Below are 13,237 nucleotides of genomic sequence, written 5' to 3'. Positions count from 1 at the left end.
CTCGAGGCGAATCCGGCGTGGACCCGGATTCGCCTCGAGCTGGCACCGCTGGCACCGCCGCGGGAGCGCGCGGCGCTGCTCGCGGCCGGACTGCGCTATGAGCCGCAGTCCGTGCCGCTCTTGTGGGAGCTCGGCCGGAACGCCGCCGAGCTCGGGGACGAGCGCCGAGCCGCCGCGTATATGCGGCTGGCGCTCGAACGCGACCGCTTCGATAAGGCGAAGCAGACCGAAGCGGTCGCCATGCTGGCGCGGCTGGCGGAGGCGAAGCTCGCAGCCGGCGACAGCGGGCGCGCGCGCGAAGCCGCGCAGTCGGCGCTGGCGCTGTACGCGCGCTACGAGGAGCTCGTACGCGCGGTGCGCGCCATGGACAATCCCGCGAACGGACGCCGGTTCGGCATGACGCTCGAAGCGGAGCAAGCGGCCGGGGATTGCCGACGGTTGCTAAGCAGCCTTGTGGAAGCAGAAAACTGAGCGCCTTATAATAATGAGGTTCGACCAGCCTTCGTGCAGCATGTGGCCTGACAGCCGCCATGCAGCGCCGTAACACGCGCCGGGAGCTGCGCGCCCGGAATTCTCGTCTGCGAATCCTGAATGATTACCCGAGAAATAGTCGGAAGACACGCGAAATTTGTCCCATCCCTCCTCTCTCTTGCCGCATAAGCTGAAATAGAGAGGAGGGATCGCCATGGTTTCAACGCGCGTCAAACCGAAGCCGTACAGCTTCGGCAAGGGAAAAACGCCGCGTACCGCGCCGCTCGTCAACCGCAAATCATCGAGCGCGCCGATCTTCAACCGGCTGACCGTCGTATGGGTGCAGCAGAACGGCGTGCCGTTCGACACGACCGGCTTCTTTGCCCGTCTGTCCCGGGGCAACCGGCTTGCAGCAACGGCATCGTTCGACCGTTTCGGCGTCGTCCGCTTCAACACGATCGAAACGCTGACCGAAGTCGGCTACACGCTCCGGCTGTTCAGCCGGGATGGCAGGCTGTTCCGCGTACGCCTTATTCCGGCAGGCGTAGAAACGTACGCCGTTATCGGCTGACGCCGAGTTCAATCCGTTCACGCTGAAGTTTTCACGCAGCGACAAAAGGCTGTGCGGCCGCGCTTCGCATCTCTGCATGCGAACAGCCGGCCTCACAGCCTTTTTCTGCGAATCACGCGCCTTGCCTCGAGGTTACCCTCCGAAAGCGCCGCGAAAGGCGTCGGCCAGCCGGTTGGCGTCGACCTGCCACAGCTCGGCAATCTCGGGGCTCACGTTCTCCTCCCACCAGTCCGACAGCTTCTTGCGGTTGCTCCGGTGCTCGTGGATCCAGATTATATTTTCCGCCACCTTTCGGACATACACCTTTTCGGCCGCTTCCATCTTGTCCGGAGGGATCCAAACCTTGAGCCGCTTGGCGGTCCGGTACAGCTCCAGACTGCACGCCCTGCGGATTTTGCGCGCCGACGGGTAGTTCGCTTGATGCTTCTCGTTCGATTGTTTCACGGCTGCCACTCTCCTCTGCCTACACCATATGCGCGCAGGGAAGCGGCGGGCACTTTTGTTTTACAGCGTTTACAGCACCACGATGTAGCCGACCATGGGGCCGCTTGTCGTCCGATCGGTATGCGTCAGGCAAAGCAACGGATAGGTTCCCGGCTTCTCGGGCGTGAAGGAGACGACGGTGGTTTGCCCCTTTCGCACCTCGCCGCGAACGCCGAGCCCTTCGATTACGAACGGATGGCTTTCGCCGTTCACTCCGGTAATGCTGAGTTGAACCGGTTCGCCTCTTTGTAAGATTACGGTGCCCGGGTCCCAACGATACGCCTCGATTTTCTTCCCGTCCTTGTCGACGCTCTTGAATTCACCGGTCACCAGGTGGATGACCCGCTGCTTGACCGGCGCGCCGGTCGTTGCTCTTGATTGATCCCAACGCGTGTAGGCGACGGCAATCACCACGATCAGCGCCATGGCGGCAACCATGCGGAGCTGTTTTTTGCTGACGACGACGATTCTGGACATGGACAACACCTCTCGTTATGTAATCGTTCTTACAGCCAGTTTATGCGGGGGCTTGTCAGGCCATGACTGCGAATCTATGTTTCTCTCAATCGGCGCCGGCCGGTTTGGGGCTGCCGTCGTTTGAGACGGACGGCGGCTTTTGCTACAATATGGCTAGCCGGTATCTTTTCAATCATCAACTTAAAGGAAAGAGGAGACGCGGAAATGGCGAAAACGGTAGCCGAGAAGCTTGGAAAAGGCATCAGCCCGAGTCAGTTCGTGGATGGCATGACGCGCAACAAAGAGACGTTCGTCTCGCTGTACGACGAATTTCAATGGCCGAGCGAAGACGACAAGGCGTATTTCGAGTCGCTTAACAACCGCGATGATTTGCGCTGTCTTATTCTGATGGCCGATTGGTGCGGAGACGTCGTGAAAAACATCCCGGTTGTATTCCGGGCGCTTGAATTCGGCGGCATTCCGACGGAGGTGCTCATCAAGGAGGAGCATCCGGAGACGATGCGGCAGTTCCTGACGATGGGCGGCGAAGCGATACCGATCGTGATTTTTGCCGATACCGGCGGCGCGGTGCTGGGCCAATGGGGTCCTCGCCCCAGCCGTGTTCAGGAGGTTATGGTCGCATTCAAGCAGGCGAATCCGGACCGGGAAGCGGCCGATTATCAGGAAAAGCTGGCGGAGATGCGTGCGGAGCTTGGGCGCCGTTACGGGGAAGGAACGGGCTATCAGGCGCATATCTTGCGTGAGCTGCGCGAGCTCATCGAAAGACTGTAATGGCGGAGCTTATCATTGAATCGTTTGCGCTCGGTCCGCTGCAAACGAACGCTTATTTGATCATGAACGAGGCGCGGTCGCATGCCGTCGTCGTCGACCCCGGCATGGGGCCGGAGCGGCTGCTGGGGAGGGTGGAAACGCTGGGCGTGGCCGTTGAGGCAATCCTGCTGACGCACGCGCATTTCGACCATATCGGCGGTGTCGATGCGGCTAGGAAAGCGTGGCGATGCCCGGTCTATCTGCACGATCTGGAGGCCGATTGGCTGACCGATCCGTGCAAGAACGGATCAACGCGCTGGCCGGACGTCACGGAGCCGCTCACGACCGATCCGGCCGAGCACGCGCTGGAGCACGGCCAGACTTTGGGGCTTATCGGCGTTACGTTCCGCGTGCTGCATACGCCGGGGCATTCGCCGGGGAGCGTCGGCTTCCATTGCGGCAAGCATTTGTTTTCAGGCGACGTGCTGTTCCGCCAATCGGTCGGCCGTACCGATCTGCCGGGCGGCCGCGAGGCGGACCTGTACGATTCGATCCGGAACAAGCTGTACAAGCTTGACCCCGAGGTGAGGGTCTACCCCGGTCACGGGCCGCAGACGTCGATCGGGTTCGAGATGGCGAGCAATCCGTTCGCGCCGGCCCGGTGAAGACGGTATAACCGGCAACGGGCGCAGCTCCCGGGGCGTGTCACACTTCACCGAAGCATTGCGGTCGACTCAAAAGCGCTGAATCCGGCATTAGCCAAGGATTCGGCGCTTTTTTGCGATTTGGTTCTAGGAGGGGCGGGCGTTTAGTTTTCTTTTGAAAAACCGAAAGGTTCCATGTCTCAAATCGCCTTCAAGCTGGATAAAGCCGTTAAAATCTGCGACAATGATAGGGATTCATTCACGATAGGAAGGTGCACAATTCATGGCGGACATACATGCGAAGCCGCGGGACGGCGAAGAAACGACGGGGAAAGGCGCGCTCACTCCCGAGCAGCAGGCCGCGGAGCGGCAGCGCATCGAGAAGCAGGTGAGCGCGGAGCTCCATATTCCGATTACGAAGGTGAAGGCGGCGGTCGGCCTGCTCGACGAGGGCAACACGATTCCGTTCATCGCCAGGTACCGCAAGGAAATGACGGGCGAGCTCGACGAGAACGATCTGCGGAGCATCGAGGAACGGCTCGGCTACCTGCGCAATCTGGAGGAGCGCAAGCGCGAGGTGATCCGGCTGATCGGCGAGCAGGGCAAGCTGACCGACGAGCTCAAGCGCTCGATCGAGCAATCCGCGAAGCTGCAGGAGGTCGAGGATCTGTACCGGCCGTACCGGCAGAAAAGGAAGACGCGCGCCAGCGCCGCCAAGGAGCGCGGGCTGGAGCCGCTCGCCGATTGGCTCTACGGGCAGCCGAGACAGGACGATCCGCTTCAGGAGGCGGCCAACTATGTCGACGAAGCGAAAGGCGTGCCGACGGCGGAGGACGCGCTTCAGGGCGCGATGGACATCGTTGCCGAGAACATCGCAGATGACGCGAAAATCCGCGCCTGGGTGCGCAAATATACATTTGATCAAGGCGTCGTAATGACCTCCGCCAAGGACGCCGACCAGGAATCGGTGTATGAAATGTATTACAGCTACCAGGAGCCGGTGCGCCGGCTGCCGCCGCACCGCATTCTGGCGATTAACCGCGGCGAGCGCGAGGAGGTGCTGAAGGTGGCGCTGGAGGTGTCGGCGGAACGGATTCACGATTATATCGGCCGCCAAATTTTTCGCAGCCAGCAGCCTTCGCCTGTACGCGACATCCTGCTGCGCGTCATTGAGGATGCGTATAAAAGATTGCTCGCGCCGTCGATCGAGCGCGAGGTGCGCGGCCAGCTGACGGAGAAGGCGGAGGAGCATGCGATTACGATTTTCTCCGCCAATCTGCGCAACCTGCTGCTGCAGCCGCCGGTCAAAGGCAAGGTCGTGCTCGGCGTCGATCCGGCATTCCGGACCGGCTGCAAGCTGGCCGTTGTGGACGACACCGGCAAGCTGCTGGAGGTGGCCGTCTCTTATCCGACGCCGCCGAACAACAAGATCGCCGAAGCCGAGCGCCTGATCAACGGCCTTATCGACAAATACGGCGTGCAGCTGATCGTTATCGGCAACGGCACCGCGTCCCGCGAGACCGAGCAGTTCATAGCGGAACTGATCTCCAAACGTAAAAACAGCGAGCTGAAATACATCATCGTCAACGAAGCGGGCGCGAGCGTCTATTCCGCTTCGAAGCTCGCCGCCGAGGAGTTTCCTTCGCTCGACGTGGCCGAACGCAGCGCCGTCTCGATCGCAAGGCGTCTGCAGGATCCGCTCGCCGAGCTCGTCAAGATCGAGCCGAAAGCGATCGGCGTAGGCCAGTACCAGCACGACGTCAGCCAGAAGCGGCTGGACGAAAGCCTGGGCGGCGTCGTGGAATCGGCCGTCAACCATGTCGGCGTGGACGTCAACACCGCTTCGCCGTCGCTGCTGTCCTATGTGGCCGGCGTAAACGCGACCATCGCCAAAAATATCGTGAAATACCGCGAGGAAAACGGCAAATTCGCCGAACGCGGGGAGCTGCAGAAGGTGCCGCGGCTCGGCGCGAAATCGTTCGAGCAGTGCATCGGCTTCCTGCGTATTCCCGAAGGGCGCAACCCGCTCGACCGGACGCCGATTCACCCCGAGTCGTATGGCGTGGTGGCGAAGCTGTTTCAGGAGCTGGGGCTTGAGCTGGGCGCGCTCGGCACGAAGGTGCTGAACGCGAAGCTGGAGCAGGTCGATCCCGAAACCGTCGCGTCCCGGCTCGATGTAGGCGTGCCAACGCTTCGCGATATTCTCGACAGCCTGCGCCGTCCGGGGCGGGATCCGCGCGAGGAGCTGCCGCCGCCGATTTTTCACACGGATGTGCTGAAGCTGGAGGATTTGGCGCCGGGCATGAAGCTGCAGGGCACTGTCCGCAACGTGATCGACTTCGGCGCCTTCGTCGACATCGGCATCAAGAACGACGGACTCGTTCATATTTCCCAGCTTAGCGACAAATTCGTCAAACACCCGATGGACGTCGTTTCCGTCGGCGACAACGTCACGGTGTGGGTGCTGACCGTCGATCCCAAGAAAGGCCGGGTCGGCCTGACGATGCGCAAGCCCGATTAATAGCCTCTTGCCGGTGAAGCCCTTTCACGGTACAATTTTCTGTAGAGAACAGGCAGCGGGGGAGGGGCTTCACGCATGATCAACGAAAAAGCGGCGGGTATTTCGCCAAGCCACAAATGGTTCGGCTTGTCGCTGCAGGCTTTGGTCGTTCTGGCGAAGCGCGGCAACCTGTGCCCGAGCTGCGACATTGCCCGGCATCTGCAATCCGAACCGACGCTGCTGCGCAAAATTTTGGCGAAGCTGGCGAAGGAAAACATACTGGAAACCCGGGAAGGCCGCGAAGGCGGCTACCGATTGAAGAAACGACCGGAGGAGCTGACGCTGGCCGAGGTGTACCAAGCCTTGCAGATGGAGCAGTCCGTGTGCGCCGGCATGCGGGACGCCGCAGGCTGCCATCCGTTCGGTGAGGATATGAAAGCGGCATTCCGGGACATTTCGGAGGAGCTGGACCGGTCCATGCTCGAGGTGCTCGGCAAGCATACGATCGCGGATTTGGCGGGACGCACGGGCTGATTAGGCCCTGCGTCTTTTTTCATATACCGAGCCCCTTGCCGTTGCAAGGGGTGTTTTTGTGCGACTTGTTCTCCCGCTGTTGAGGAAGCCTGATCAAATGATTTTTATGTCAATATCAAGGGCATAATACACCTCAAATTTAACAGGAATGGTGCCGGAGAGGGGGCAGCGATGCATAACGGTCAAACGGTCATCTCGGGAAGCCTGAGTGAGAATCAAGCGCGTTTTCGAGTCATTTTCGACCGTTGCGATGACGTCGTGTTTCGAGACTTCCGCTTGGGCGGCAGAAATGAAGCGCTTCTCGTATTTATGGACGGCATGGCGGATGACAAGCGAATCGAGGCCGAGTTGCTTCAGCCGCTCATGTCGTGCGGCCGGCCTGATCAGGAGCGGGAAGGCGACGTGATGTCGTGGCTGATTGACACGGTATTGCCGGCAGAAAGAATCAGCAAGCAGATGCGGGAGGATCAGGCGGCGGAAGCGGTAATAAGCGGAGAGGTTTTGCTGCTTGTCGACGGCTCGCCCGGGTGTCTCTTGGTAGGAATGAGTTCGTTAAAAACAAGGGCCGTAGAAGAGCCGGCAACCGAACCGGTTATCAGGGGGCCGAGGGACGGCTTTACGGAAAGCTTGCAGATCAATGCCACCCTGATTCGGCGCCGGCTCAAAACGCCGAAGCTGAAAAGTGAATCGCTGCAGGTCGGCAGGCTATCACGTACTAAATTGGCAATCATGTACATCGAAGGAGTCGCTGAGCCAAAGCTTGTCGATGAGGTGAAAGCCAGAATTCGGGGCATTCGGCTGGAAACGGTTCTTGAGAGCGGGTATATTGAAGAACTGATCATGGATAACCGCCACTCCATTTTCCCTCAGCTGATGACGACCGAGCGGCCGGACCGGGCTGCCGCTGCGCTTGCGGAGGGCCGCGTGGTCATTATGGTCGATAACACACCGTTCATACTCGTGGCTCCTGCAACTGCATTCGAGATGCTGCAGGCAGCCGAGGATTACAGCCAGCATTACATAGTGGCGACCGCGACGCGCTGGCTCCGCTACTGGCTGTCGTTCAGCGCGCTTGTATTTCCTTCCTTGTATATCGCGGTAACGACCATGCATCAAGAGATGCTGCCGACAAGCCTGCTGCTCAGCATCGCTTCCTCACGCGAAGCGGTACCGTTTCCCGCCATAGTGGAAGCTTTTGTCATGGAGCTCGCATTTGAAGGTCTGAGAGAAGCGGGGATCCGTTTGCCGCGTCCGGTAGGGCAGGCTGTGAGCATTGTAGGAGCGCTGGTCATCGGGCAGGCCGCCGTGCAGGCGGGCCTCGTATCGGCTTCGCTTGTGATCGTTGTATCCTTTACAGGCATTGCATCGTTTATTTTTCCGTCGTATACCCAAGGTCTGGCGGTTAGACTATTACGCTTTCCCCTGATGATTCTGGCAGGCACACTTGGCCTTTACGGCATTCTGCTCGGATTGCTCGCGCTGCTTGTACACTTGTCGAAATTGCGGTCGTTTGGCGTGCCTTATCTGTCCCCCCTGTCTCCCATGGACGCCAAAAAGTTGAAGGATGTCCTGTTCCGTGTGCCTTGGTGGAAACGGGGACAGCGGCTAACGGCTAACGGAAATAACAGCAAATAACGAAAGGAACCATCGCGGATGCCGGTTTTCCTGAAACGAATTGTGCCTTCCATCCTCGTTGTTTCTTTTCTGACGGGGTGCTGGGGAAGAACGGAAGTAAACGATATCGCTATCGTAACTGCAACCGGCATGGATTTAACGGAAAACGGCTCCATTCGCTTGACGCTGATTATAGCGGTGCCCAGGCTCGTCGGTACGTCTTCCATGACAGGAGGAGGAGGCGAGTCCAAATTGGAAACGACCGCCGGTTGGGTCGTCTCCGAGCAGGGAAAGACCGTTATGGAAGCTTACCGCAACATTCAGGGGAAGCTTCCCCGGGAAATTTTCTTTTCGCACAATCGGGTCATCGTCATCGGAGAGAAGCTGGCGAGGAAAGGCGTGATGCCGATCCTTGATTTTTTCGAGCGGAACAGGCAATCCCAGCTTAACAGTTATATTCTGGTCACCGGGAAGGAAGCCGCGGAAGTGCTTGAATTCAAGCCTAAACTCGAGAAGCTGGCTTCGGAAATCATGAAGGAAGAGATGAAGATCGGCACGGGCACGTCTGTCAGGCTCGGACGTTTTCTGACCATGCTGATGGACGAGGGAGAGGAGCCGTATGCGCCGCAAATCACCATAGTTCCCTCGAAGAGGGACGAGTCCGATTCGAAGAAGGCACAAAGTCTCATGACGGGCAAAGGGACGGCGGTTTTCCGGGAGGACCGGCTGATCGGATGGTTGAACGAGAAAGAAACTCGCGGTTTGATGTGGGTCCTCAACGAGATGAGGGAAGGCGTCATTACCGTGAATATTCCGGAAGAGTCGGGCGGAGGGTATGTAAGCGCCGAAATCGGCACCGTGCGCAGCAAAATGACCCCCGTTATGCGGAACGGCGACATTCGCATGAAGCTTGACTTATCGGCATCGCTGAATGTGTCGGAGAACGCCTCGGATCTCGTGCTGGGCGATCCGAATAATATTGGTCTGCTTAGGACATTATTTGCGGACGTCATCCGGCAAAGAGTTGAAATGATGTGCGGGAAGGTGCAAAAAAAGCTGCGCTCGGACATTTTGGGCTTCGGACAAGCCGTCTACAGGCGCTATCCTGATGCATGGCGAACCTTATACGCTCACAATTGGAACAGTAGGTTTCCGGACATTGAGGTTGACATTTCCGCTTCTGTGAAGGTTCTTCAGACAGGGCTGGTCGGAAAAGACGTGAAGCGGGAGGACCGGCCATGATTATGATCTCACCTTATCAGTTGTTCTCGCTGATGGTTTTGTATCAGTTCGGAACAACGGTTATTTTCGGATTTGCTTCCGGCGCCGGGCGGGATGCCTGGATCGCCGCGTCGGTGTCGTTCTTGCTCGGGGCGCTGATCATTGCCGGGTATGCGGCGATCGCCAAACTGAACGGATCTCTTTCCCTGGTCGGGTGGTTTCGCCGCCGGCTGGGAAACTGGCTTGGAACAACGGTCGCCTGGCTGTATCCCGTCGCGTTCATTTACGATGCGGGCCGGGGCATCAGCGATCTTAAGTTCCTGCTTCCCCTGACGCTCCTTCCCGAAACACCGCCTTGGTTCTTCACAGCCACGTTTATGATGGTGGTCGTCTATGTCATGTACGGGGGAATCGAGGTCTTATGCCGGGTCGCAGGTGTACTGTTGCCGGTGCTCATTTGTTTTATCTTGCTCGAAACCGTGCTGCTGGGGGCGTCCGGCAGCCTGCGCGCCGATTATTTGCAGCCGGTATTGGGCGAGGGAGTTGGAAGAGTGGCGGAAAACGTATGGCCCATCGGCATCACGCAAACCTACGGACAAAGCATTGAGATGGCCGCGTTCTGGTTTATGCTGAACAAACGGGGACATCTGGGGAAGATCAGCGTTGGAGCCACCCTGTTCGCCGGTTTGTTTATTGCGCTTTTTGATCTGTTGGCCATTACGGCTTTGGGAGAGCATGTGTTCAAAGAGATGATTTTCCCCGCCTTTACGATATTGAAGCTGTCCAGCATAGCGGATTTCTTGGAAAATCTTGACGCGCTTGGCGCCTTGTACTTCATGTGCACGGTATTCATTAAAATGTCCGTCCATTTGTTTGCCGCTTTTCTTTGTATTCGCGAGCTGACCGGCGCGGCGACCCAAAACCATGCCGCAATCTGGATAATCGCGGGATCCGCCTATGCAATCGGGATGACGATGGCCGACAACTTTTCCGAACATTTACACGTCGGGATCGAAATCCTCCCGAACGTCGTATGGGTGCCGCTGTATCTTATTGTTCCGGCAGTTATATTGTTGCTTTCCCTGATTGGCAAGCCAAATAAAAAGGGGCTGGCATAATGTTCATGGGACTTCCATTACCGTGGAAATCGAGTGTTGTGATTCAATCACCCTGGATGCTGCCGGCGGCAATCGTCGGAGTAGCGTTCGTTCTTTCCCTGATCACCTGGTTTCGGACCAAGAAAAAGTAACGGTCTCTCAAGTTCGTACTGTTGCTTACTCTAGGTGAGCAGTTGACAAAACGTTATGACAGGATTATACTGTGACTACATTGATTACAGTTGTAGCGCAGAACAGCATTTTTGTTGGTTTTAAACTGAGTTATTGAAAGCTCAGTATCGTAAAGGCGATCCCTTGGAAGACTGCAGCTTCCGGGTGTTCCTATATAGATAACTGTGCATGTTTTCACACATAATAAACAAATCCGATTTGGCTGGGAGGAACTTATAATGGCAATGACTCAAATAAAGAACGGCGTCGACTTTTTCGAGGTGATTCGGGAACGGCATTCCGTCCGCACTTACGATCCGTCTTACAAAATGTCCCGCGACGAGCTCAAGGAATTGCTGGACGATGCGGTTAAGGCCCCGTCGTCGTCGAACCTGCAGCCGTGGCGTTTTCTCGTCATCGACGATCAGGCGGTGAAGGAGAAGCTGAAGCCGATCGCCTTCAACCAGAAGCAGGTGACGGAAGCGTCGGCCATCATCGCCATTCTCGGCGATCGGGAGGCGTATAAACGGGCGGAGACGATCTATGGCCGGGGGGTTGAGATGGGCTATATGCCGGCGGATGTCGCTGAAGCGATGACCGAAAGATCCGTGCAAGCCTATGGTGGTATGGGCGCGGAACGACAAAAGGACATCGCGCTCGTCGATGGCGGCCTGGTGGCGATGCAGCTGATGCTTGCGGCCAAAGCCAGAGGGCTGGACACGGTGCCGATGGGCGGCTTCGACGCGGACCGCTTGGTGGAAGCCTTCAACGTGCCGAAGACGTATGTGCCGGTGATGCTCGTAGCGGTCGGCAAAGCGGCGGAGCCAGGCCGCCCGACCCCACGTTTGTCGGTGGACGAAGTGACGCAGTGGAACAGCTTTTAACCCGAGTTTTACCGAAAATGAAAGGCTGCCGAACCGGTGCGCAACCGGCGGGCAGCCTTTCTCCATTTGTCATGACGTCCTTAAGGTCAGGGCAGGTAGCCGGCCGATTGGTCGCCCGGCTCGGTTTGCGGCTTCGTCCGGTAAAAGAACCAGCAATCGTTCAGCAGACGGATTTGCCGGCGGTCTTTTTTCTGGAATGCCCGCATCAACTGGTTGCAGAGCCATTGCGGCATAGCGATCGTCCTCCTCCGGGAATGCTAATATATGATCAGCATATGGGAGTGGGCGAATGTCCGTGCAGGTCCAGCGTGCGGACGGAACATTTTCGGCGGATGCCGGGGGATGGCTGCAGGGTGGCGGGACTAGGCGTCGAGCTCCTCCTCGTACCATTGCTCGAGCTGCGCCTGCAGGGCGCGGATCTCGGTCAGCAGCGACACGAGCGGATAGGCCTGCTCACGGACGGCGGAGAATTGGCGCTCCAGCTCATTCATGTAGTCGAGGCCGCCGATAACCGGAATGGATTCGTCGTGAAGCTCCAGATCGGCGCATTCGGCCACCGCATAAGGCAGCGCGGGCACATTATCGGCGGTCAGTTTGTCGAGCTCCTTGTGCAGGCGAAGATTGAGCGCGCTAAGCTGGTAGGCGTGCGATTCGGGCATTTCCACGAACGACAGCCCGTCTTGTTCTTTCATTACAATATAACGCATCATCGGCATGAACGGTCGAACTCCCCTCGTCTTGACAATTCACAATGTCGCGTACGGATAAAACCTACTTGACAGTGTAGCGCATGAGGGCTTATAAATTCAAGTATCAAGCCGTTGTCCGGGTGCGCGATTCGAGTGGCCGGAAGCGGGGATTTAGGGGAATGCGGACATAATGGATAATGCAACCTTGCAGCTGTGGGTTGAGAAAATATCGTTGGACAGCTTCGGCCTGCCGTTCAGGCACCGGGCCACGTTCAACCGGCGGCTGAAGGCGACCGGCGGCCGGTATTTCATGAAGACGCACGATATCGAGATCAGTCCTTACCAACTGGAGACGTACGGCACGGAGGAAACCGAGAAAATCATCAAGCACGAGCTGTGCCACTACCACCTGCATCTGATGCGGCGCGGGTACCGGCACAGGGATGCGGATTTCAAGGTCTTGCTGGCCAAAGTAGGGGGCAGCCGGTTCTGCAAATCGCTTCCGGAACGGACGCAGCGCAAGCCTATGCCGCTCAAGTTCATGCTGAAATGCCGGTCGTGCGGGGTCGAGTATTTGCGGAAAAGGAAGATGAATCCGGACCGCTATGCATGCGGAAAATGCGGCGGAAAATTACAATTGTTCACGCTTGACTTCAAAATCGAATCGTGATAAATTAGTTCTTGTCACTTCGCGACGTTCCCTGATAGCTCAGTTGGTAGAGCACTCGACTGTTAATCGAGTTGTCACAGGTTCGAGTCCTGTTCGGGGAGCCACTATCTTGGAGAAGTACCCAAGTGGCTCAAGGGGACCCTCTGCTAAGGGGTTAGACTGCGCAAGCGGTGCGAGGGTTCGAATCCCTCCTTCTCCGCCATTATTACAATGGCAGCGCAAGACAACGGAAGGCCGTTGACATCGGTCTTTTTTATTTGCCCGATTCGCGTATGATCGACGAGAAATTGCGGAAAATAAAAAAAGATGCTTGCATTCAACAAGCCAGTCCGGTATAATCATTTTTGTTGTCGCAATCGCGGCGGCGTTGCACTCATTCCGATATGGCCCGTTGGTCAAGGGGTTAAGACACCTCCCTTTCACGGAGGTAACAGGGGTTCGAATCCCCTACGGGTCACCAT

The 13,237-nt window shown here is 57.6% G+C and carries 15 protein-coding genes and 3 tRNA genes; 14 read left to right on the top strand and 4 right to left on the bottom strand.

Annotation, left to right across the window (positions count from 1 at the left end; all coding sequences use genetic code 11):
• The first annotated feature begins 111 nt into the window (after positions 1–111).
• Together RWM61_RS14570 and RWM61_RS14565 are read left to right on the top strand one after the other, a co-directional pair.
• Complete coding sequence (locus RWM61_RS14570; RefSeq protein ID WP_314002045.1) at positions 112–471, top strand: hypothetical protein; 360 nt, start codon at positions 112–114, stop codon at positions 469–471.
• A 214-nt stretch (positions 472–685) separates the two neighbouring features.
• Positions 686–1,042, top strand: coding sequence for a hypothetical protein (locus tag RWM61_RS14565; protein WP_314002043.1), 357 nt, complete (start codon positions 686–688; stop codon positions 1,040–1,042).
• A 132-nt stretch (positions 1,043–1,174) separates the two neighbouring features.
• Here RWM61_RS14565 and RWM61_RS14560 read toward each other — a convergent pair whose 3' ends face one another.
• Together RWM61_RS14560 and RWM61_RS14555 are read right to left on the bottom strand one after the other, a co-directional pair.
• Positions 1,175–1,486, bottom strand: a complete 312-nt coding sequence (locus tag RWM61_RS14560) for a dehydrogenase (RefSeq protein WP_314002041.1) — start codon at positions 1,484–1,486, stop codon at positions 1,175–1,177.
• A gap of 69 nt (positions 1,487–1,555) precedes the next feature.
• Positions 1,556–2,002: a cupredoxin domain-containing protein gene (locus tag RWM61_RS14555; protein ID WP_314002039.1), complete on the bottom strand. Its 447-nt coding sequence runs from the start codon at positions 2,000–2,002 to the stop codon at positions 1,556–1,558.
• Positions 2,003–2,206: 204 nt separating this feature from the next.
• Here RWM61_RS14555 and RWM61_RS14550 point away from each other — a divergent pair, with 204 nt between their 5' ends.
• The 8 genes from RWM61_RS14550 (at position 2,207) to RWM61_RS14515 (ending at position 11,417) form a co-directional block, all read left to right on the top strand.
• Positions 2,207–2,773 (top strand): thioredoxin family protein, encoded by a 567-nt coding sequence (locus RWM61_RS14550; protein ID WP_314002037.1) that lies wholly within the window; start codon positions 2,207–2,209, stop codon positions 2,771–2,773.
• Positions 2,773–3,417 (top strand): MBL fold metallo-hydrolase, encoded by a 645-nt coding sequence (locus tag RWM61_RS14545; protein ID WP_314002035.1) that lies wholly within the window; start codon positions 2,773–2,775, stop codon positions 3,415–3,417. The genes RWM61_RS14550 and RWM61_RS14545 overlap by 1 nt, the downstream gene beginning before the upstream one ends.
• Positions 3,418–3,679: 262 nt before the next feature.
• Entirely contained in the window at positions 3,680–5,917 is a 2,238-nt protein-coding gene (locus tag RWM61_RS14540; protein ID WP_314002033.1) for a Tex family protein, read from the top strand.
• A gap of 75 nt (positions 5,918–5,992) precedes the next feature.
• A complete protein-coding gene (locus tag RWM61_RS14535; protein ID WP_314002031.1) occupies positions 5,993–6,430 on the top strand; it encodes an Rrf2 family transcriptional regulator in 438 nt (145 codons plus the stop codon).
• A 171-nt stretch (positions 6,431–6,601) separates the two neighbouring features.
• The gene (locus tag RWM61_RS14530) at positions 6,602–8,065 is read left to right on the top strand and encodes a spore germination protein (RefSeq protein ID WP_314002029.1); all 1,464 of its coding nucleotides are present in this window, start codon (positions 6,602–6,604) and stop codon (positions 8,063–8,065) included.
• Positions 8,066–8,083: 18 nt separating this feature from the next.
• Positions 8,084–9,286 carry a Ger(x)C family spore germination protein gene (locus tag RWM61_RS14525; RefSeq protein ID WP_314002027.1) on the top strand — a complete coding sequence of 401 codons (1,203 nt, stop codon included), beginning with the start codon at positions 8,084–8,086 and terminating at the stop codon, positions 9,284–9,286.
• Positions 9,283–10,383, top strand: a complete 1,101-nt coding sequence (locus RWM61_RS14520; protein WP_314002025.1) for a GerAB/ArcD/ProY family transporter — start codon at positions 9,283–9,285, stop codon at positions 10,381–10,383. The genes RWM61_RS14525 and RWM61_RS14520 overlap by 4 nt, the downstream gene beginning before the upstream one ends.
• A 389-nt stretch (positions 10,384–10,772) precedes the next feature.
• Entirely contained in the window at positions 10,773–11,417 is a 645-nt protein-coding gene (locus RWM61_RS14515; protein ID WP_314002023.1) for a nitroreductase family protein, read from the top strand.
• An 86-nt stretch (positions 11,418–11,503) separates the two neighbouring features.
• Here RWM61_RS14515 and cmpA read toward each other — a convergent pair whose 3' ends face one another.
• Both cmpA and RWM61_RS14505 read right to left on the bottom strand, forming a co-directional pair.
• Positions 11,504–11,650 carry a cortex morphogenetic protein CmpA gene (cmpA, locus tag RWM61_RS14510; RefSeq protein ID WP_314002021.1) on the bottom strand — a complete coding sequence of 49 codons (147 nt, stop codon included), beginning with the start codon at positions 11,648–11,650 and terminating at the stop codon, positions 11,504–11,506.
• A 129-nt stretch (positions 11,651–11,779) separates the two neighbouring features.
• A complete protein-coding gene (locus tag RWM61_RS14505; RefSeq protein WP_314002019.1) occupies positions 11,780–12,133 on the bottom strand; it encodes a hydrolase/acyltransferase in 354 nt (117 codons plus the stop codon).
• A 163-nt stretch (positions 12,134–12,296) separates the two neighbouring features.
• On the opposite strand from RWM61_RS14505, the gene RWM61_RS14500 reads away from it, so the two are divergent.
• The 4 genes from RWM61_RS14500 (at position 12,297) to RWM61_RS14485 (ending at position 13,236) form a co-directional block, all read left to right on the top strand.
• Complete coding sequence (locus RWM61_RS14500) at positions 12,297–12,776, top strand: SprT family protein (RefSeq protein WP_314002017.1); 480 nt, start codon at positions 12,297–12,299, stop codon at positions 12,774–12,776.
• Between the two features lie 28 nt (positions 12,777–12,804).
• Positions 12,805–12,880 (top strand) — tRNA-Asn (locus RWM61_RS14495).
• Between the two features lie 7 nt (positions 12,881–12,887).
• Positions 12,888–12,978 (top strand) — tRNA-Ser (locus RWM61_RS14490).
• A gap of 183 nt (positions 12,979–13,161) precedes the next feature.
• Positions 13,162–13,236, top strand: a tRNA-Glu gene (locus tag RWM61_RS14485).
• Position 13,237: the final 1 nt, after the last annotated feature.

The organism is uncultured Paenibacillus sp. (genome assembly GCF_963515335.1).
Classification (GTDB): Bacteria; Bacillota; Bacilli; order Paenibacillales; family Paenibacillaceae; genus Paenibacillus_I.
This window is presented reverse-complemented; position numbering and strand designations above follow the sequence as displayed.